At 58.0% G+C, this 18,004-nt stretch carries 14 protein-coding genes and 1 tRNA gene; 7 read left to right on the top strand and 8 right to left on the bottom strand.

The genetic code is table 11. The features are described from left to right. Positions 1–28: 28 nt before the first annotated feature. Entirely contained in the window at positions 29–295 is a 267-nt protein-coding gene (locus ACR0BI_RS06760; protein WP_170397751.1) for a DUF2312 domain-containing protein, read from the top strand. 10 nt (positions 296–305) lie between these two features. Here the strand turns inward: ACR0BI_RS06760 and ACR0BI_RS06755 are convergent, their stop codons facing one another. After that, positions 306–1,181 carry a hypothetical protein gene (locus ACR0BI_RS06755; protein WP_170424180.1) on the bottom strand — a complete coding sequence of 292 codons (876 nt, stop codon included), beginning with the start codon at positions 1,179–1,181 and terminating at the stop codon, positions 306–308. A gap of 179 nt (positions 1,182–1,360) precedes the next feature. On the opposite strand from ACR0BI_RS06755, the gene ACR0BI_RS06750 reads away from it, so the two are divergent. Both ACR0BI_RS06750 and ACR0BI_RS06745 read left to right on the top strand, forming a co-directional pair. Next, positions 1,361–1,436: transfer RNA gene (locus tag ACR0BI_RS06750), tRNA-Thr, on the top strand. Positions 1,437–1,798: 362 nt separating this feature from the next. Continuing rightward, complete coding sequence (locus tag ACR0BI_RS06745) at positions 1,799–2,041, top strand: glycine zipper 2TM domain-containing protein (RefSeq protein WP_170404143.1); 243 nt, start codon at positions 1,799–1,801, stop codon at positions 2,039–2,041. Positions 2,042–2,313: 272 nt separating this feature from the next. On the opposite strand, the gene ACR0BI_RS06740 is transcribed toward ACR0BI_RS06745, so the two are convergent. The 6 genes from ACR0BI_RS06740 to pepN form a co-directional block, all read right to left on the bottom strand. Next, positions 2,314–2,760 carry a DUF4177 domain-containing protein gene (locus tag ACR0BI_RS06740; RefSeq protein WP_480561195.1) on the bottom strand — a complete coding sequence of 149 codons (447 nt, stop codon included), beginning with the start codon at positions 2,758–2,760 and terminating at the stop codon, positions 2,314–2,316. Positions 2,761–2,858: 98 nt separating this feature from the next. Beyond that, complete coding sequence (pepT, locus tag ACR0BI_RS06735) at positions 2,859–4,097, bottom strand: peptidase T (RefSeq protein ID WP_170511263.1); 1,239 nt, start codon at positions 4,095–4,097, stop codon at positions 2,859–2,861. A 153-nt stretch (positions 4,098–4,250) separates the two neighbouring features. Then, positions 4,251–5,762: an Asp-tRNA(Asn)/Glu-tRNA(Gln) amidotransferase subunit GatB gene (gatB, locus tag ACR0BI_RS06730; protein ID WP_170511261.1), complete on the bottom strand. Its 1,512-nt coding sequence runs from the start codon at positions 5,760–5,762 to the stop codon at positions 4,251–4,253. A 77-nt stretch (positions 5,763–5,839) separates the two neighbouring features. After that, on the bottom strand, positions 5,840–7,099 hold the full coding sequence (locus tag ACR0BI_RS06725; RefSeq protein WP_480561196.1) for a hypothetical protein: 1,260 nt from the start codon (positions 7,097–7,099) through the stop codon (positions 5,840–5,842). Between the two features lie 126 nt (positions 7,100–7,225). Continuing rightward, positions 7,226–7,654, bottom strand: coding sequence for a hypothetical protein (locus ACR0BI_RS06720; protein WP_480561197.1), 429 nt, complete (start codon positions 7,652–7,654; stop codon positions 7,226–7,228). Beyond that, positions 7,651–10,206, bottom strand: coding sequence for an aminopeptidase N (gene pepN / locus ACR0BI_RS06715; RefSeq protein ID WP_480561198.1), 2,556 nt, complete (start codon positions 10,204–10,206; stop codon positions 7,651–7,653). The genes ACR0BI_RS06720 and pepN overlap by 4 nt, the downstream gene beginning before the upstream one ends. 204 nt (positions 10,207–10,410) lie before the next feature. Between pepN and ACR0BI_RS06710 the strand changes: the two genes are divergently transcribed. From ACR0BI_RS06710 to ACR0BI_RS06695, 4 genes are all read left to right on the top strand, one after another. Beyond that, positions 10,411–12,546, top strand: a complete 2,136-nt coding sequence (locus ACR0BI_RS06710; protein ID WP_480561199.1) for a malate synthase G — start codon at positions 10,411–10,413, stop codon at positions 12,544–12,546. A gap of 81 nt (positions 12,547–12,627) precedes the next feature. Further along, complete coding sequence (locus tag ACR0BI_RS06705) at positions 12,628–13,053, top strand: GlcG/HbpS family heme-binding protein (protein ID WP_480561200.1); 426 nt, start codon at positions 12,628–12,630, stop codon at positions 13,051–13,053. 134 nt (positions 13,054–13,187) lie between these two features. Beyond that, complete coding sequence (locus ACR0BI_RS06700; RefSeq protein WP_480561201.1) at positions 13,188–13,967, top strand: gamma-glutamyl-gamma-aminobutyrate hydrolase family protein; 780 nt, start codon at positions 13,188–13,190, stop codon at positions 13,965–13,967. A 404-nt stretch (positions 13,968–14,371) separates the two neighbouring features. Further along, the gene (locus tag ACR0BI_RS06695; protein ID WP_480561202.1) at positions 14,372–15,712 is read left to right on the top strand and encodes an autotransporter outer membrane beta-barrel domain-containing protein; all 1,341 of its coding nucleotides are present in this window, start codon (positions 14,372–14,374) and stop codon (positions 15,710–15,712) included. 51 nt (positions 15,713–15,763) lie between these two features. On the opposite strand, the gene ACR0BI_RS06690 is transcribed toward ACR0BI_RS06695, so the two are convergent. After that, a complete protein-coding gene (locus ACR0BI_RS06690) occupies positions 15,764–18,004 on the bottom strand; it encodes a xanthine dehydrogenase family protein molybdopterin-binding subunit (RefSeq protein ID WP_480561203.1) in 2,241 nt (746 codons plus the stop codon).

Below are 18,004 nucleotides of genomic sequence, written 5' to 3'. Positions count from 1 at the left end.
TTATTTTCAGCCCTTGGGAGAGACGCAGATGGAAGACATCACCGAAGATCAGGCCGCAGCCAACTACCGAGTGACCGCAGGCGAGCTGCGCCAGTTCGTCGAACGGTTCGAGCGTCTTGAGGCCGAAAAGAAAGATATCGCCGACCAGCAGAAAGAGGTCATGGCCGAGGCCAAGGCCCGCGGCTACGACACCAAGGTCATGCGCAAGGTCGTCGCCCTGCGCAAGCGCGACAAGGACGACATCGCCGAGGAAGAGGCGGTGCTGGAAATGTACAAGGAAGCGCTGGGCATGTAGCGCCAGCCGGTTACGGGTTCAGAAAACGTATATCTGGCATGGTCTGCAGCCGTGCCAGATCCTGCTCATAAAGCTCGGTAAAGGCGGTAACGATATCTTCGTTCCAGCCAGGCAGCTCCACCTCTTCTTCGATTTCATCCGTCAGCGCATGCTGCTGAAACACCTGCGCCAGCCTGCCCCTGAGCACGGGATCATTGGGGGCCGCTTGATGCTCTAACAAGCTCTGAATCTCCTGTTTGCCCATGTCTGAGACAAGTGAGGACAGCAGAGCGTATTCCTGTTCCAGCGGCGTGTCCTCGGGTAGCCCCACTAGCGCGCGCGCGATGTCGCCGCAGATCAGCGGCGAATCCTCGTTGCTCCACAAGGTGATTTTGACATCTGGCGCTAGGTCGCGAATGTCTTCGATCATGGCGAGCCAACTCAGGCAACTCAGATCGGTGGTGGCAATGATATGCTCGCGCTCAGGCGCCGACAGCAGCATCAGCACCTTGGGAATAAAGCTGCCGGGATTACGTAGCCCCACGAATAGCTCAACCGTCGAATCGCTGAACAGATTATCCAGATAGGCCAACCTTTGACCGGCATTCGCGTAAAATTGCCCATCCATGATGATGGAAGGCCGTTCCCCCAGGTAAAGCGCGCTCGACAAGATCGCCCGGTCAACCTGCTGCCCGTTGGGGAACAGTTTATGAAATCGCGCCAGTGTATCCTGATGTGATGGCCGGTCGGCAGAGGGTTTCAGCGCAGGTCGAAAGATCTTTCTGAACGGACGAAGCCCCCAGAAGGCAGTATGATTTCCCGCAACCAGATCCGCATTCGCCTGCAGTAGATTGAGCAGGTGATCATGGTCGGTAAAGTGCGCTCCGGCTTGGATGACCATCTGCATATCGGAATTGTCCTCACCTCGGTCGGGATCGCCGCTTGGGTTACAACCTGTCCCCGGTGCAGTCAAATTCGGATGAGGCCTGATATTACTGTTATCCTAAGGCAAACCAGCACAAAGTTAAGATGACCCGAAATTTCGGGCTTGCAGTCCCTGTTCCGAGATATTAATCGACACCCAGTGCCCCTATAGCTCAGCTGGTAGAGCAACTGATTTGTAATCAGTAGGTCCGCGGTTCGAGTCCGTGTGGGGGCACCATCTCTTCAGATATCTATGTATATTTGCTCGATCTGGCTCGCGACCTATGTGGTTTTGGGGGAATAAAGGGGAACAGAAGATTCAGTAGTCGCGCTTTATTGTGCGTCAAATCTTACTGTGATGCTCCGCGCTCATCGCCCGCTTTCTACAACTAAAACACGGCCGTCCAATGTCGGGGTTTACCAGGAACCCGGCACCCGCAACGATCGGAAACCAGCAAATATCGCATAAAGAACTCGACCCTTAGACTTCTTTATTAAGTTTTGATTAATCTCGAATCAAACAGACGCTGATATCTTGTACGCTAGACGCGCCAGAGCCACTTACTCAGATAACTATTTGGTATTTGAGAGGCAATCGAGATGAACAAAGCACTGTTAACCTGTGCGCTTGCGACCTCACTGCTCTTGGCTGCTTGCGGGGCTCCGACGACGCCAACTCAGGCGCAGGTACAGCAAGACGCTCGCTGCGCTGCGGGAATCCTTGGTGGCGCTGCCCTTGGGGGAGTGGTTGGAAATCGGTTCGGTGGCGGTACAGGCAAGACACTCGCGACTGCAGCAGGTGCAGGCGCTGGGATGTATGCAGGGCAATCAGCTTGCAATTGACAACCTTGCAATAAACCCTCTTAGCCCACGCTCGTTTTTGGCTCCGCAAATATTGGTTTCGCAGGTCATGCAGTTGCCCTGTCTGGTGGTTGCGCGCCTAGCTTCCTGGATGTGCCAAATTCAAGGTCAGCTGGCTCAGCAGCAATCCCCTTACCGCGTCGTTTCTCGCCGTTGGAGTTCGCGGGTTGGAACTGAGAAAGCAAAACCGTTATGGGGCAGGGTATAAGGGCCTTGCCCCTTCAAGCGGTATCCTTCGATTGATTGTTATCCAATCACGACTCGGCTGGGCGTGCTTGCTCGGGGCGCACTTCATCATCCGCCACTTCGTCCGAAGGTTTCAAAGACAAGGGCGGGTCTTCGGGCTCTTCCGAGATTGGGGCAGGGGCGGCAGGAGTTTTGGCCAAAACCTCTTCGGGTCCCGGGACTGCGCGCGCGGTTGGGGCGGTGTCCTCTTCGACGAGTTCGGGCTGTTCAGGTTTTTCCAACGCCAGAGCCCGGCGGAAAACCAACACGTTGCGCCAGTTGGTGGTTGACCCGGTCAGCCCCGAACGTTCTTCGCTGGGCAGCAATTCGGCGCGCTGATACTCCCAGCCATCCTGTCCCATCTGGTTCAGCAGTTGCTCGATCGAGGTGGCAAACCGGCCCTCGGGCGTTTTCACGCCCTTCGCCTTGGTGCCCTTTTGCGGAGCGGGGACAACTTTGTATTCGTAGCGCTGCATCAACTGGTCCTGATTGCCGTGTCGGGGCAAATTAACATTTTGACGGGCGGGCGAAAGCCAAGATCGCGCATTGGCGAATTTCGGCCCGCACTGTGGCCTTAGCTCCGCGCTGCTTTGCCTACGAGTGACAAGCAGGTTTCTGTCGCGACCGCCATGTCCTGCACCGAAATCCACTCTAGCGGTCCGTGAATACACTGCATGCCTGTGAAGATATTAGGTGTCGGTGTGCCAAATTCGGTCAGGCGCGAGCCGTCGGTGCCACCCCGGATCGGCACCGAGACCGGCTCGATCCCTTGTTCACGGCAGGCCTCGCGGGCCAGATCAACCGGCGTCATGTCATTTTCCAGCCAATAGCGCATGTTGCGATACTGATGGGAGATGTCGCAGGTGATGGTCGCACGCGGCTCGGTGGCCTGTACGGCGGCGCAGACTTGCCGGACGATCTCGCGCTGGGCTTCCAGCGCATCCATCTCGAAATCGCGCAGGATCAGTTTTATCTCCATCTCGGACGAGCCGCCGTTCATATCGGTGACATGGATGAACCCCTGGCGCCCATCCGTCACCTCGGGCGTCATCGTTGCCTGAGGTAGGGTCTGCACGATCTTTGCAGCCAGATGCGCCGCGTTTACCATTTTGTCTTTGGCCAGTCCCGGGTGGATCGACACGCCGGTGATCTTAATCACCGCTCGGTCGGCCGAGAAGCTTTCGTATTCGATCTCACCCAGTTCCTGCCCGTCCAGCGTATAGGCGAAATCCGCGCCCAGATCTTTGGGCAGCTGTTCGGTAACACCGCGCCCGATCTCTTCATCCGGGGTAAAAGCGATGCGAATCGGACCGTGGTGCACGTCCTTGTTCTCAAGCAGGTGTCGCGCCATCGTCATCAGGATCGAAACGCCCGCCTTGTCATCAGCCCCCAGTAGCGTGGTGCCTGAGGCGGTGATCAGGTCATGCCCGATCTTCTCGGCCAGATAGGGGTGTTCTTCGGGCGAAAGCACCAGATCGGGATCATCGGGGAATGTAATCTCGCCGCCATTATACCCCTTGATCACCCGCGGCTTGACCCCGGTTGCGTTGAACTGAGGCGCGGTGTCTACATGCGCCAGAAACCCGATGGTCGGTCCTTCGGCCGTACCGGGGATGGTTGCCACCACGACGCTGTCACCAGTCATCTCAACATCCTGCGCACCGATTTCGGTAAGCTCTTGCTTCAGCAGGTTCAGCATGTCGAACTGGATTTCGGTGCTGGGGGTCGATGGCGAGGTCTCATCGCTCTGGCTGTCGATGGCGGCATAGCGCACCAGCCGGGTTTCCAGTTCCTGATCGAAACGATTTTTCATTGATGCTCACCTCTCTGACCTGGCGAGATGAGAATGCGCATTCGGGCAGGGAGTCAAGCCGATGGCTTGCCCGATTTAAGCGCTCTGAAATTAAGTTTTCGTTATGTACAAGTCGAACAAACCCCTGTCCGGGGTTTGTACAACTCGGAAGATTTACGAACCCAGCTTTTTGCTGACCAGTTCGTTAACGGCCTTCGGGTTGGCCTTGCCGCCGGTGGCCTTCATCACCTGTCCGACGAACCATCCGGCCAGTTTTGGGTTCACCTTGGCCTTCTCAACCTGTGCCGGATTGGCCGAGATGATCTCGTCCAAAGCGGCCTCGATCGCGCCGGTATCTGTCACCTGTTTCATGCCGCGGTCTTCAACGATCTGCGCCGGGTCACCGCCTTCGGTATAGACGATTTCAAACAGATCCTTGGCGATCTTGCCCGAGATGGCATCCGACGAAATCAGATCAATGATACCCGCCAACTGAGCCGGAGACACCGGAGACTCGGTGATGTCGTGGTCTTCTTTTTTCAGGCGACCAAACAGTTCGTTGATGACCCAGTTCGCGGCCAGCTTGCCGCTGCGCCCCTTGGCGACCTCTTCGAAATAAGCAGCCGATTCCACCTCGGCGGTCAGCACCGATGCGTCATAGTCGGTCAGGCCGAACGCACTGATAAAACGAGCTTTTTTATCGTCTGGCAGCTCGGGCAGATTGGCGGCGATGTCATCCACCCATGCCTGTTCGATCTCCAGCGGCAGCAGGTCAGGGTCGGGGAAGTAGCGATAATCATGCGCCTCTTCCTTGGACCGCATCGAGCGTGTCTCGCCCTTGTCCGGGTCGTACAGACGGGTTTCCTGATCAACCGTGCCGCCGCCTTCAACGATGGCAATCTGACGGCGGGCTTCGACCTCGATCGCTTGCTGGATAAAGCGCATTGAGTTCATGTTCTTGATCTCGCAGCGCGTGCCCAGATGCGAAAAGTCCTGTGTTTCCTGATACTTCTCGTAAGCACCCGGCAAACAGATCGAAACGTTTACGTCCGCCCGCAGGTTGCCGTTCTGCATGTTGCCGTCGCAGGTGCCTAAGTAACGCATGATCTGACGCAGCTTGGCGATATATGCCGCGGCCTCTTCCGGCCCGCGAATATCGGGGCGCGAAACGATCTCCATCAGGCAGACGCCGGTCCGGTTCAGGTCGACAAAGGACATATGCGGATCCATGTCGTGGATCGATTTGCCCGCGTCTTGCTCCATGTGGATGCGTTCGATGCGGACCATGCGCGCGGTGCCGTCACCCATCTCGACCAGAACTTCTCCTTCACCTACAATAGGCTGATAAAGCTGGGAAATCTGGTAGCCCTGCGGCAGGTCGGGATAGAAATAGTTCTTGCGGTCAAAGGCCGATTTCAGGTTGATATCCGCTTTCAGACCCAGCCCGGTGCGCACGGCCTGTTCAACGCAATACTCGTTGATCACCGGCAGCATCCCCGGCATTGCGGCGTCCACGAAGGCCACGTTCGAATTCGGCTCGGCCCCGAATTGGGTTGATGCACCCGAGAACAGCTTGGCATTGGATGAGACCTGAGCGTGCACCTCCATCCCGATCACCAGTTCCCAATCGTGCTTGGCCCCGGCAATGGTTTTGGGTTTGGGCATTTCGTATGTCAGGTCGAGCATGGCGCGCCTCATTTCCGCAGAAGTCTAAGCCTGCGTATTAGGCCCGGCGCGCCAAAGGGGCAAGGGGCAATGGCGCTTTAGTTCCCCGAGAACTGCAGCCCCGACGGTGTAAAGGTCACACTCTGCCCACTGCGCAACTCATCCCGCAACAGATTGGCGATTGCCTTCAGCGCATCGCGGCGGCCACGGGCGGCAAAACGCTCGGCCGAGTTGACGCGAAGGCTGTTGTTGAACCCGTTTGCCGCGTGGGCCCAGATCAGCGGATGCAGTTCGGTCATGTGATCGCGGATCAGCCAGTTTGCGGCCTCGCAAATCTGTTTGCGGGCGATATCGGCGCGCGGGTTCTGACCCATTCTGTTCTGCAATGTGACCGAGCAATAGGCCGCCAGCAGGTTGATTGTCTGCTGATCCGGACGACGTGCAACGATATCGCGCAAACCTTCAAGGAAGTATTCGACATCTACCCGCGCGCAGGCCTCGTCATCCAGCGCGATGGCGTCGAATTGCACCCAGGTATACCCACCCGCACCCCAGTTTTTATGGGTCCGTGCGGCGTTTCGCAAGGCTTGCACCTCAAGCTGTTCATAGCTGCCGAACCAGCGTGGCAGCAGGTGGCTGCCCATCGCACGCATGTGGCGATGGTTCTGGGGATCCAGCGTGATCAGGGCCTCGTATTTATCAGCAACGCGGGTGCGCGGATCAATGTGTCCTGCCAGCAAGGCGCAATCCGCTGCAGCAATCGCCGGACTGTCGGGCAGCGCAGCGCGGCATTTCGGAAGCAGCGCAGCAGCCCGGTCGAAATGCGCGGCACAACGGGATTGGTGCAGCGCCGGCAGCGTGTCCGGGTGCGCCGTCCCGCGCCAGGCCCACGCCAAATCGATATGGGCCAAGGCAACCACAAGCGTGATCATCGGATCATCGGGATGGTTCTGAATCTCGCCTTCCAATTCCGAGATTCCGCCCAGCAGATCATAGTCTGACAGTGCTTTGCCGTCCGACAGCGCGTGCTCGGCCGCCAAAACCACATCGGACCGGGCCCCAAAGGCCAACAGCTCGGAGATCGGCTGCCCGCAAGGGGTAGCCTTGCGCCCCTCATCTGCAGCGCGCATCTCCAGCGACAGTTCTGCCCACATATCCTGCCGCGCCAGATGGCGGCCACGTTCGATCACCTGATGCCCGATCGCATCATTTTCATCTGATTCTGCGATTGGGATGTTCAACTGCCCCGAGGCGACAAGCCATGCAGTAGCATCGGCGACGGACGCAGGCAGAGGTGTAGGGGTGGGATCAGAAGAACCGACAATACGGGCGGCAAAAGCCTTCAAAGACCAAAACATGGCAAAACTCGAACTGGAACAAACTTATAACCCGTCCAGTTTGCCAAAAAATCTGCTCAAATCAAGACTACGTCGCGGAGAACCCGCGATTCAGGTGCCAATGTGGCCCAGACTCCATGAATCGTTTCAGAAAACTCTAAAATGATGTCGTTCGACCGCGAATCCCGCCTGATTCAGGACCATTTCGAATTGCTTGTGTGGTGGCAGTGATTCATCGGGTAAACGCACGCGTTTGTCGGATTTCAGAACCGCTGAGACGCGCACCGAGAAATCCCACCGCGTGTCAAACCGGAATCGATCCACCTCGGACAGCTTGAGTTGTCCCTGACGTTGGCCGGTGTGCCAACGCAGGGTTTCATCGGTCAGTTCCATGCCTGCGCTGGTGTCCTTGATAACATCCCACAGCGCGGGCAGGGTAGTCAGGGCCAGAAGCGCCATCAGCCACCAGACCGCGTTCAGCAGGATCATCAAAGCGATCAACATCGCGTAAATGCCGATCAGGATCAGAACCGTTCGCTGATTTCGGTTCTGTCGAGTGAACGTAAACGCGGTCATGCGCCCAAGATGCGCGTGACCATTTCGGTCGTGTCCCGGGACAGGTTCGGCGTGTCGGCAATGCGATTCAGTTGTGCAAGTATTAAGGCCTGACGGTCGGCGTCATAGCGTTTCCAAGTTTGGAACACGCTGCACATCCTGGCGGTGGTCTGCGGGTTTACGGGATCAAGTCGGATCAACCAGCCTGCCAGCAGCGCGTAACCTGCTCCGTTCGCTTGGTGGAAGCCTGCGTGGTTGCCTGCCAGGGATCCCATTAAGGCGCGGAAACGATTTGGGTTCTTCCAATTAAAATCAGCATGCTCGGTCAACCTGCGCGCGGTCTCAACCGATTTTTCCGGTCCGGTCATCAAGACCTGCATGGCGAACCACTTGTCCATGACCAGCCGGTCATGCTGCCATTGATCATAGAAGGCGGCCAGCTCACGTTCGCCTTTGCCCGCGCGTAGCAGACAAGACAACGCGGCCAACTGCAGGGTCATGTTGTCAGCACGTGCATATTGCTCTGCGGCCTTGGCACCTCCATCCAGTCTCGAGGTCAGCGCAAGCGCCGCGCTGCCCAAGGCGCGTTTGCCTGATTGTTCAGCGTCCGGCTGATAAGGCGCGTCCACCAGCGTTTCACTGTTCAGACGGGGGAGCAGGTCTTGAACGTGTTGCGCCGTGGCTTGACGCAAAGTCTCAACCGCTCGCCAGATCGCCATCGGGTCGGGGGTGATGCCCTTGTCAAATAGTGTTGCGGCCAGTTCCGCTTGCGTCGGCAGACCCAGCATCAGTGCCCGGTAGGCCGGGTCCAGCGCCTCATTCCGTAGCACTGCCAGCAAGCCGTCAAGGTAGTCGGTATCAGGCGTTGCCTCATCGGTGATCATGCGCAGCAGGGTGTCCTCGGCTAGCGACCGCCCTGCCTGCCAGCGGTTGAACGGGTCGGTGTCATGAGCCAGAAGGAAGGCGCGTTCGGCATTGCTGATCTCATGTTCAAGGATCACAGGGGCCGAGAAATCACGCAGGATCGAGGGCACAGGTTTGGCCGCGAGACCGGTAAAGGTAAAACTCTGCTCGGCTTCGGTCAGTTCCAGCACTTCGGTCGCAAGTATCTCGTCCCCGTTCGGGCCAAGCAGGCCCAAAGCGATAGGGATGACCTGAGGTTGCTTGTCTTCTTGGCCCGGCGTCGGCTCGGTCCGTTGGCGCAGCGTCAGGGTATAGGTGCCATCGGTCCAATCTTCGGCAACTGAGACACGGGGGGTACCGGATTGGCTGTACCAACGTTTGAACTGGGTCAGGTCGCGGCCCGTAGTGTCTTCGAATACTTTCAGCCAATCTTCGATCGTGCAGGCCTGCCCGTCGTGGCGATCGAAGTACAGGTCCAGTGCTTTGCTGTAGGCCTCATCCCCGACCAGCCGTTTCAGCATCCCGATCACCTCGGCGCCTTTTTCATAGACGGTTGAGGTGTAGAAGTTGTTGATTTCCTGAAAGCTTTCGGGGCGGACCGGGTGCGAGAGTGGCCCGTTATCTTCAGGGAATTGCCGCGCGCGCAGGTTGATGGCATCGTGGATACGTTTTACAGGGGCCGAGCGCATATCCGAAGTGAACTGCGCGTCGCGGAACACAGTCAGCCCCTCTTTCAGGCACAGCTGGAACCAGTCACGGCAAGTGATGCGGTTGCCGGTCCAGTTGTGGAAGTACTCATGTGCGATGATCGCCTCGATCCGTTCGAAATTCATGTCGGTCGAGGTTTCAGGGCTGGCCAGAACGGCGGAGGAGTTGAAGATGTTCAGCCCCTTGTTCTCCATCGCTCCCATGTTGAAATCGTCCACGGCCACGATGTTGAACACGTCCAGATCGTATTCGCGGCCATAGACGTCCTCATCCCATTTCATTGACTTTTTAAGGGCTTCCATGCCAAAGGCGCATTTGCCTTCATCACCAGGGCGGACCCAGAGGTTCAATTCGACGTCGCGACCGGATTTGGTGGTGAAGTTGTCTGACGTGGCCACCAGATTTCCAGCAACGAGTGCAAAGAGATAGGCTGGTTTTGGCCAAGGATCGTGCCATTCCGCGCTGTTCCAATCAGAAATGACCGGGTTGCCATTGGACAGCATAACCGCCGGTGTGTCGGATACAATGCGTACGGTGAATACACTCATCACATCGGGGCGGTCGGGGTAATAAGTGATCTTGCGAAACCCTTCGGCCTCGCATTGGGTGCAATACATGCCGTTCGACATATACAGCCCCTCAAGCGCGGTGTTGTTGCCGGGATCAATCTCGACCACGGCCTCCCACACGAAAGGCGCGTCTGGAACCGGTGCGGTGAGGCCTTCGGCGGTCACTTCAGGCGTAATCAATTCACCATCAATTGCGGCACGGATCAGCTTTAGCTCTTCGCCATGCAGAAAAAACGTGCGGTCGGTCGCTTCGGGGTTCGGGCGGAAGGCGATGCGGGAAGTGACGCGAGTGGCGTGTGCGGCCAGATCGAAGGTCAGATGCACACTGTCCACTAGAAACCCGAACGGAGTGTAGTCTTTCAGATAAATCGTTGTGGGGGCGGCGTCGCGCATCGGTGGCCTCATCGACTGGGAATCTGGCGCGACGTTATGGGCTTCGCGCGGACGCTGCAACCGATGTGCCATTGCCGCTGTTCATTTGAGACGGTTCGCGCTGGGTCAAATGCCCCTCATGTCGGGACAGAAGTTGCCTATCGGAAACGAACGCCCTAATTGAGGAGCGCATACAATGGCACACAATCGTAGGGGATTCGGAATATGAGCAGCAGAGAGACCCGCAACGGGCTGCAGATTGACCCGGTTCTGGTGGATTTCATCGAACAGAAGGCGCTGCCGGGCACGGAAGTTTCGGCAATTGATTTCTGGGCGGGTCTGTCGCGCTTGGCCAATGAGCTTGGACCGAAAAACCGGGCGCTGCTGGACAAGCGGGCTGACATTCAGGGCCGGATCGATGGCTGGCACGCGGCGCGGCGGGGGTTGCCCATTGACGCGGCTGAGTATCAGTCTTTTCTGCGTGAGATTGGGTACCTGGTAGAGGAAGGCGACGATTTCGAGATCGAGACAGCCAATGTCGACCCTGAAATCGCGCTAATCCCCGGACCGCAATTGGTAGTGCCGATCACCAACGCGCGCTTTGCGTTGAATGCCGCAAATGCGCGCTGGGGCAGTTTATATGATGCGCTTTATGGAACAGATGCGTTAGGCGATCTGCCGACAGGCAAGGCTTATGACGCCGGGCGCGGTGCGCGGGTCATCGCCTGGGCCAAGGCGTTCCTGGATGAGGCTGTGCCGCTATCCGAAGGGTCTTGGGCGGAGGTCTCCGGGTTAAGCGTTAGGGACGGTGCGCTGATACCGAAGCTCGCCGACCCGTCTCAGTTCGCAGGCTACGCTGGCGCAGCTGAAGCACCGGAGTTTGTACTGCTGCGCAACAACGGGTTGCACATTCAAGTCAGGATTGATGCGCATAGCACAATTGGCGCCACCGATCCTGCAGGTATTTCTGATGTCCGTTTGGAATCCGCGCTTTCGACCATCATGGATTGCGAGGATTCTGTTGCTTGTGTCGACGCGACCGACAAGGTGTTGGCCTATGGAAACTGGCTTGGCTTGATGGCCGGCAACCTGACCGAAGAGGTTACGAAAGGCGGCACAACCTTCACGCGCAAGCTTGCTGGGGATTTGGCCTACATGGCTCCGAATGGCACGCCAGCCACTCTGAAAGGTCGGTCGCTGATGCTGGTGCGAAATGTGGGCCATCTAATGACGAACCCCGCAGTGCTGGATGCCGAAGGGCGCGAGATTGGTGAAGGTTTGATGGACGCGCTCTGCACAACGCTGATCGCCATGCATGACATGAAGCGCGAGGGCGGGAACTCGGTCAAGGGGTCGGCCTATGTGGTCAAACCCAAGATGCACGGGCCCGAGGAGGTGGCGTTTTCGGTCGAGATTTTCGACATGGTCGAGGATATCCTGGGCCTGCCGCGCAATACGGTGAAGCTGGGCATTATGGATGAAGAGCGGCGCACGTCGGCCAACCTCAAGGAATGCATCCGGGCCGCAAAATCGCGCGTGGCCTTTATCAATACCGGATTCCTGGATCGGACGGGGGATGAGATTCATACTTCTATGGAAGCAGGCCCGATGCTGCCGAAGGGCGATATCAAGGATACGCCATGGATTGCGTCTTACGAGGATCGCAATGTGGATATCGGACTGGTCTGCGGCCTGAAAGGCAGAGCGCAAATTGGCAAGGGTATGTGGGCCATGCCCGATCGGATGGCGGACATGCTGGCGACCAAGATCGGCCACCCGCAATCCGGTGCAACCTGCGCCTGGGTGCCGTCACCTACTGCGGCAACGCTTCATGCAACCCACTATCACAAGATCGATGTGTTGGCGCGCCAGGATGAATTGGCCGCTGGCGGGGCTCGGGGTACGTTGAATGATCTGCTGACCATACCTCTGCTGGGCGGTCGTAATCTCAGCGCTGGTGAGATCACCCGTGAGATCGAAAACAACGCACAAGGAGTCTTGGGTTATGTTGTGCGCTGGATTGATCAGGGTGTTGGCTGCTCGAAAGTTCCGGATATCAACGACATAGGACTGATGGAGGACCGCGCAACCTGTCGGATTTCTTCGCAGGCGCTGGCCAACTGGTTGCATCACGATGTGGTCAGTCAGGAACAGGTGATGGCGGCGATGCAGAAAATGGCCGCGGTAGTGGACCGTCAGAACGAAGGAGACCCGGTCTACAGGCCCATGGCACCGGGTTTTGACGGGGTGGCGTTTCAGGCGGCTTGTGATCTGGTGTTCCGGGGGCGGGTGCAGCCCTCGGGTTATACCGAGCCTGTGCTGCACGCCCGTCGCCTGGAACTGAAGGCAAGTTTGAGCTAGGGGCAAGGGCAGGAACGAGGGGGCTGTCTGCCCCCTCGTGCTCCCCCGAAGGTATTTTTGGCCAGATGAAAAGGATCGGGCATGAACATTTCATTGCGCAAAGCGCGGACCATCATTCGGAAAGCTCTGGAAAAAGGGCGCGAGATGGAGCTGAAACCGCTCTCGGTTGTTGTCCTGGACGCCGGAGGCCACGTGATCGCGTTCGAACGCGAAGACGGTGCTGCGCCGGGGCGTTTTGCAATCGCACATGGTAAGGCCTACGGATCGGTAATGCTAGGTATGGCGGGGACCGCGCAGATGCAGCGGGCCGAAGGGCAGGCCTATTTCATGGCGGCCGTGAACGGGGTTTATGGCGGTCAGGTTGTTCCGGTTCCTGGCGGTGTGCTGCTGCGTGACCGCAAGGGCGCGCTGATCGGTGCCGTGGGTGTAACCGGCGACACTTCGGATAATGACGCAGCGGCCGCGTTGGCAGGTATCGAAGCCGCTGGGTTGACGGGCGAGATCTGATCCCTATGCCGAACTTCATCGGGGATGTGCGTCGCTGAACACGCGCTTGCGCTACCATGCAGGGTCTGTGCCGTTGCGCGCGGCCAAACCTGCCGATAGGTTTTGCAGGAAATGAGCGATACAAGGGACTTGGAATGGCGCGCCCCGTCGTTGGAATAATCGGCAACTCTTATCTGATGAATGATCAGTATCCGACCCATGCGGGCGGAACGATGAATTCCGAGGCGGTCTCGAACGTGTCTGACTGTCTGCCGCTACTGATCCCCGCCGACCCGCGTTATGTTGCGGTTGATGAGTTGCTCGAGGTTTGCGACGGCTTCCTGTTGACCGGCGGCCGTCCGAACGTTCACCCCGAAGAATATGGCGAGCCCGCGACCGAGGCGCATGGTGAGTTTGACCGCGCGCGGGATGCAATCACGCTGCCTTTAATCCGGGCTTGTGCTGAGCGGGGCCAGCCGTTCTTTGGGATTTGTCGCGGGTTTCAAGAAGTAAACGTCGCCTTGGGTGGTACGCTCTACCCTGAGATTCGTGACCTTCCAGGGCGTCAGAACCACCGGATGCCACCAGACGGCACTTTGGAGGAGAAGTTTGCTCTGCGCCATATCGTGTCGCTAACCGAAGGTGGTGTGTTCCACCGCCTGCTGGGCGCGGCCGAAGTGATGACCAATACGTTACACGGACAAGGGATCAAGACGCTGGGCGAGAATGTGGTGATCGATGGCCACGCGCCTGATGGCACGCCCGAGGCGATCTATGTCGAGGATGCCCCCGGCTTTACCCTTTCAGTCCAATGGCACCCTGAATGGGACGCGGCGAATGACCCGGTCTCGCGGCCATTGTTCAAGGAATTTGGTCGCGCCGTATACGATTGGAAAAACGCGAAAACGGTCGGGGCGATCCGGCAGTCTGCTTAGTCACGCTAATCTGTCGATGGATCGTTCTAAGGTTTGCCGGCAACATTCGAATAAAAAGATAATTGGATATCTTCCCTGAACCGCGAATTTGCGCCGAGATACCTTTGGCAATATTCAAATCTGACTGGGTTCGGAGCAGTTCATGCACAGCTTTTCAGGAAAGTACCCTCACGGTTTAAGAGAATTCGTTCCTGCGGCACTTTTTTTTGGCGGTCCTGGGAACTGCTGGGCATGCGCAACAATGCAGCTCGGCCGGAGACTTGCTTTACATCGGGCGAACACCTGACTCTTCATCCTCATTGTGGTTATCGCAGACGGAAAGCGGTGCTTTTCGTCTGGAAGCTGCACAGGGCAACACGACCGTTGATACCTGGAGCCGATCTCGGCCTGGAGTTCATCTAAGCTTGTCTCCCTTCGTATCTAATGGATCAGGGGGCGTTCATCGTCTGTTCAAACGCGGAGGGGCACCAAATGGGCGCGACTGTCTGATCGATACGCAAAACCAAAAAAGAGATTGGACGCTGCCGGGTTGGGGTGGTGGCAATGGTGGCGGCGGGGGAGGAAACGGAGGCGGCTCGGGTGGATCCGGCGGCGGTTCCGGGGGTGGCTTCGGCGGTGGCGGCGGCTCGGGTGGATCAGGTGGCGGATTCGGAGGCGGGGGCGGCTTTGGAGGCGGCGGTTCCGGGGGTGGCTTCGGCGGTGGCGGCGGCTCGGGCGGATCCGGTGGTGGCTCTGGTGGCGGATCCGGTGGTGGCTCTGGTGGCGGTTCCGGAGGGTCGGGCGGTGGAATTGGCAACATAGGCGAGACAGGTCGACCCGTTAATCCGCTCTACGTAAGTGGGCGACCTTCGGGCGATGACCAAGCCTGCGTGGCGGATGCGACGGGTAAGCTTGACCCTGCCTTGTGCGATCCGGTTGTCGGCCCTCCGCTGACGGAGGGGCGCGAGTTTGGGCCAGGATCTGTTTGGAATGTATGGACCAATTTCACCTACACAGACATTGAAGACACCCGTGGAAACAGCGAACTGGATGTGAACGACAGCTTTTTCGAAATTGGGATCGACCGTCTTGTCCAAGAAAACCTCGTGCTTGGTTTGCAGCTTGAATACGAAAACACTCAGCTGGACGGCTTTCAGGGGCAGTTTTCTCAGGATACTTCGGGATTCGCGATCGGACCCTATTTCGCCTGGCGGATGTCTGAGAGGTGGGTTCTAAACGGTCTCGCCACGATCGGTCGCTTCTCCACGGATGTGGATGTGCTGGAGCTGAGCGGTGATTTTGATCGCACCCGTTGGCGCGCGAATCTCGAGGCAATCGGACAATATGAGGCTGGAGCTTACTTAATTCGTCCGTCGATCTCGTTTGATTACTATCATTACAGTGCCGAGGACTACGATCTCACCGGGACGTATATGGGAAATCCAGCCGAGTTTATTGGTGAAATCCAAGAAGCAAAATACAGTGCCCTAACGCCGGAGGTCGAAGTAAGTCGTCCGTTCTTCAATGGCAGCTCTGTCATTTCACCTTATGCATCGCTCAGCGCGACCTATTGGTTTGAACGCGAGAACTTAGGGGGTGGAACAGTTGCAAACACTGACAATGATGTTGTTTGGTCAACCCGTTTGGGTGTGAGAGGACGCACAAGCAAGACGGTGTTTCTGGAGGCTTCAATCGGATATCTCGACATGTTCGAAAGTGATTTTGAAGCGACGGAAGCTGCAATCTTTCTTTCTGTCAACTTCTAAGGCCATCAGAAAGAGCGAGCGCCGACCCATAGCCGGGTCGGCGCAAATTGATCATACGAGCAAGTCGAACTGCTTGTTCAGCGGCAAGCTGCGCGCGCGTTGGCCGGTCAGGTCGAACAGCGCGTTGCCCAAAGCGGGCATCGACGGCGGTGTCCCCGGTTCACCGACACCGCCCAGATGTTTGTTGGTCTCGAGTATCCGGACTTCCGTGATCGGTGTGCTTTGCATCCTTAACGCATCATAATCCGGGAAATTATACTGTTCGACCTCACCATCGGCAAAGGTGATCTCTTCTTGAACGGCGGCAGACAATCCGTAGATCATGCCGCCGATCATCTGCGCCTCGACCGTCGCCGGATCCAAAGCCAAGCCGACATCGCAGGCGATCCAGGCCTTGTTGATGCGGATGGTGCCGTCTTCGTCCACCACTTCGATGACCTGTGCGACAGGGGTGCCAAAGCTGTAGGCCATTGCCACGCCACGTCCGACACCATCGGGGGTTTTGCCGGTCCAGCCTGACATCTCTTTCACGGCCTCCAGGCACCCCGCAGCCGGGGCGAACTCGGACCTTGCCAACTCCAGCCGGAACTCCAGCGGGTCGCGCCCGGCGGCATGGGCCATTTCATCCAGGAAGGTCTCGTGGAAGAAGGCATTGTGGCTGTTGCCGACCGAGCGCCAGAAACCAACCGGTACAGCCAAATCGGCAACGTGACCACTCATTCTGTAGTTCGGCACCGCGTAGGGCTGGTTGAAAAAGCCTTCGACCAGAACCTTGTCGGGGCCGCCGCCAGAGAAACCCGTCACACGTTCGACCGCTTGGTGGGTCGGGGATTGCGAAGCAACCTTACCGTCGATCAGAACGGCCTTGCCATCCTTCACTGCCCCCCGCATGCGCGCCATCGCGCCGGGGCGGTAGAAATCGTGACGCATATCCTCTTCGCGGCTCCACGTCGTTTGCACAGGGGTGCCTGGAATGGCCATGGCGACCTTTGTGGCGATCTCGCCGAAATCCAACTCGCCCCGGCGGCCGAAACCGCCGCCCAGATAGGTGGTGTGAATCTCAACCGCTTCGGTATCTAGACCGGCGGTGTTGGCTGCGCGGATCTGGATCAGGGTCGGGGCCTGATTGCCGCACCACAGGTCCAGCTTGTTACTGGTATAGAGCGCCGTGGCGTTCATCGGTTCCATTGTGGCGTGGGCCAGATAGGGCACGGTATATTCTGCCGTAATCTCGGTGGCACCTTCAGGAAGCGTTTCGACATCGCCTTCATCGCGCATGGTCGAGTTCGGGGCGTCATCAAACGCCTTGGCAATTTGCGCGAATACCGCATCAGTATCGGGCGGATAGGGGGCATCGCCCCAATCCACGTCAATCGCCTCGACCGCCTGCATGGCAAGCCAAGTGTTGTTGGCAATCACCGCGACGCCCGTGCCCAGATCGACGATCTTTTCAACGCCGGGCATGGCTTCTGCAGCACTGGCGTCAAAGCCGTTCATTGCCCCGCCCAGCTTGGGGTTCATGCGGACCGAGGCGAATTTCAGGCCCTCTGGCCTTACATCGATGCCAAAGGTGGCGGTGCCGGTGGATTTGCCCGGAATGTCGACGCGGGGCAGGGATTTGCCGATCAAACGCCATTCGGACGGATCACGCAGGGAAACCTCGGGCGGTTCGATCTGGCCTGCGGCCTTGGCCAGTTCGCTATAGGGAATGCGCGTGCCATCCGGGGCAACCACAGCACCATTTTCGGTCATGAGTTGATCGCGATCGACCCCCAGTTGGTCCGCGGCAGCCTGCTTCAAGGTTTCTCGCGCAGTAGCGCCAGCCATCCGCATCCGTTCGAACCCGTCTTTCATCGAGGTTGAGCCGCCGGTAACCTGCAGGCTTAACGTTTTGCCCAGAACACCCAGTGCCTCACCCAGATTGTGCTGGAAATCCGAGATGTCATAGCCCTTGCCTGGCAGGCTTTCCCCCATAAGAGCATGGTTGTAATAGGCGGCAGCAGCAGGTCCGTGCAGCACACGGATTTCGTCCAGCTCAACATCCAGCTCCTCGGCGATCAGTGCTGCCCAGGTGGTCATAACGCCCTGACCCATTTCAGCGCGGGGGGCGAACAGGGTCACGCCCTGCTGGTCGATCAGAACAAAGGGGCTAAGCGCGGTTTCCCCGTCACGCGGTTTCAGCGGGTTCGCAGCTGGACGCGTGACGTAGTAGGCACCGAAGGCCACTCCACCTACGATGGCGGCAGATCCGATCAGGAATGTGCGGCGAACGATTTTACCGATACGTCCCAT

It is taken from the genome of Ruegeria sp. E5, from assembly GCF_056534105.1.
This window is presented reverse-complemented; position numbering and strand designations above follow the sequence as displayed.

Bases quoted from the DNA above. Each gene is read 5' to 3' on its own strand.
- ACR0BI_RS06720 (WP_480561197.1), bottom strand. From the start codon at position 7,654: ATGACCGCGTTTACGTTCACTCGACAGAACCGAAATCAGCGAACGGTT.
- ACR0BI_RS06700 (WP_480561201.1), top strand. From the start codon at position 13,188: ATGGCGCGCCCCGTCGTTGGAATAATCGGCAACTCTTATCTGATGAAT.
- ACR0BI_RS06725 (WP_480561196.1), bottom strand. From the start codon at position 7,099: ATGTTTTGGTCTTTGAAGGCTTTTGCCGCCCGTATTGTCGGTTCTTCT.
- pepN (WP_480561198.1), bottom strand. From the start codon at position 10,206: ATGCGCGACGCCGCCCCCACAACGATTTATCTGAAAGACTACACTCCG.
- ACR0BI_RS06760 (WP_170397751.1), top strand. From the start codon at position 29: ATGGAAGACATCACCGAAGATCAGGCCGCAGCCAACTACCGAGTGACC.
- ACR0BI_RS06690 (WP_480561203.1), bottom strand. From the start codon at position 18,004: ATGGGACGTATCGGTAAAATCGTTCGCCGCACATTCCTGATCGGATCT.
- ACR0BI_RS06710 (WP_480561199.1), top strand. From the start codon at position 10,411: ATGAGCAGCAGAGAGACCCGCAACGGGCTGCAGATTGACCCGGTTCTG.
- ACR0BI_RS06705 (WP_480561200.1), top strand. From the start codon at position 12,628: ATGAACATTTCATTGCGCAAAGCGCGGACCATCATTCGGAAAGCTCTG.
- pepT (WP_170511263.1), bottom strand. From the start codon at position 4,097: ATGAAAAATCGTTTCGATCAGGAACTGGAAACCCGGCTGGTGCGCTAT.
- ACR0BI_RS06755 (WP_170424180.1), bottom strand. From the start codon at position 1,181: ATGCAGATGGTCATCCAAGCCGGAGCGCACTTTACCGACCATGATCAC.
- ACR0BI_RS06745 (WP_170404143.1), top strand. From the start codon at position 1,799: ATGAACAAAGCACTGTTAACCTGTGCGCTTGCGACCTCACTGCTCTTG.
- gatB (WP_170511261.1), bottom strand. From the start codon at position 5,762: ATGCTCGACCTGACATACGAAATGCCCAAACCCAAAACCATTGCCGGG.
- ACR0BI_RS06740 (WP_480561195.1), bottom strand. From the start codon at position 2,760: ATGCAGCGCTACGAATACAAAGTTGTCCCCGCTCCGCAAAAGGGCACC.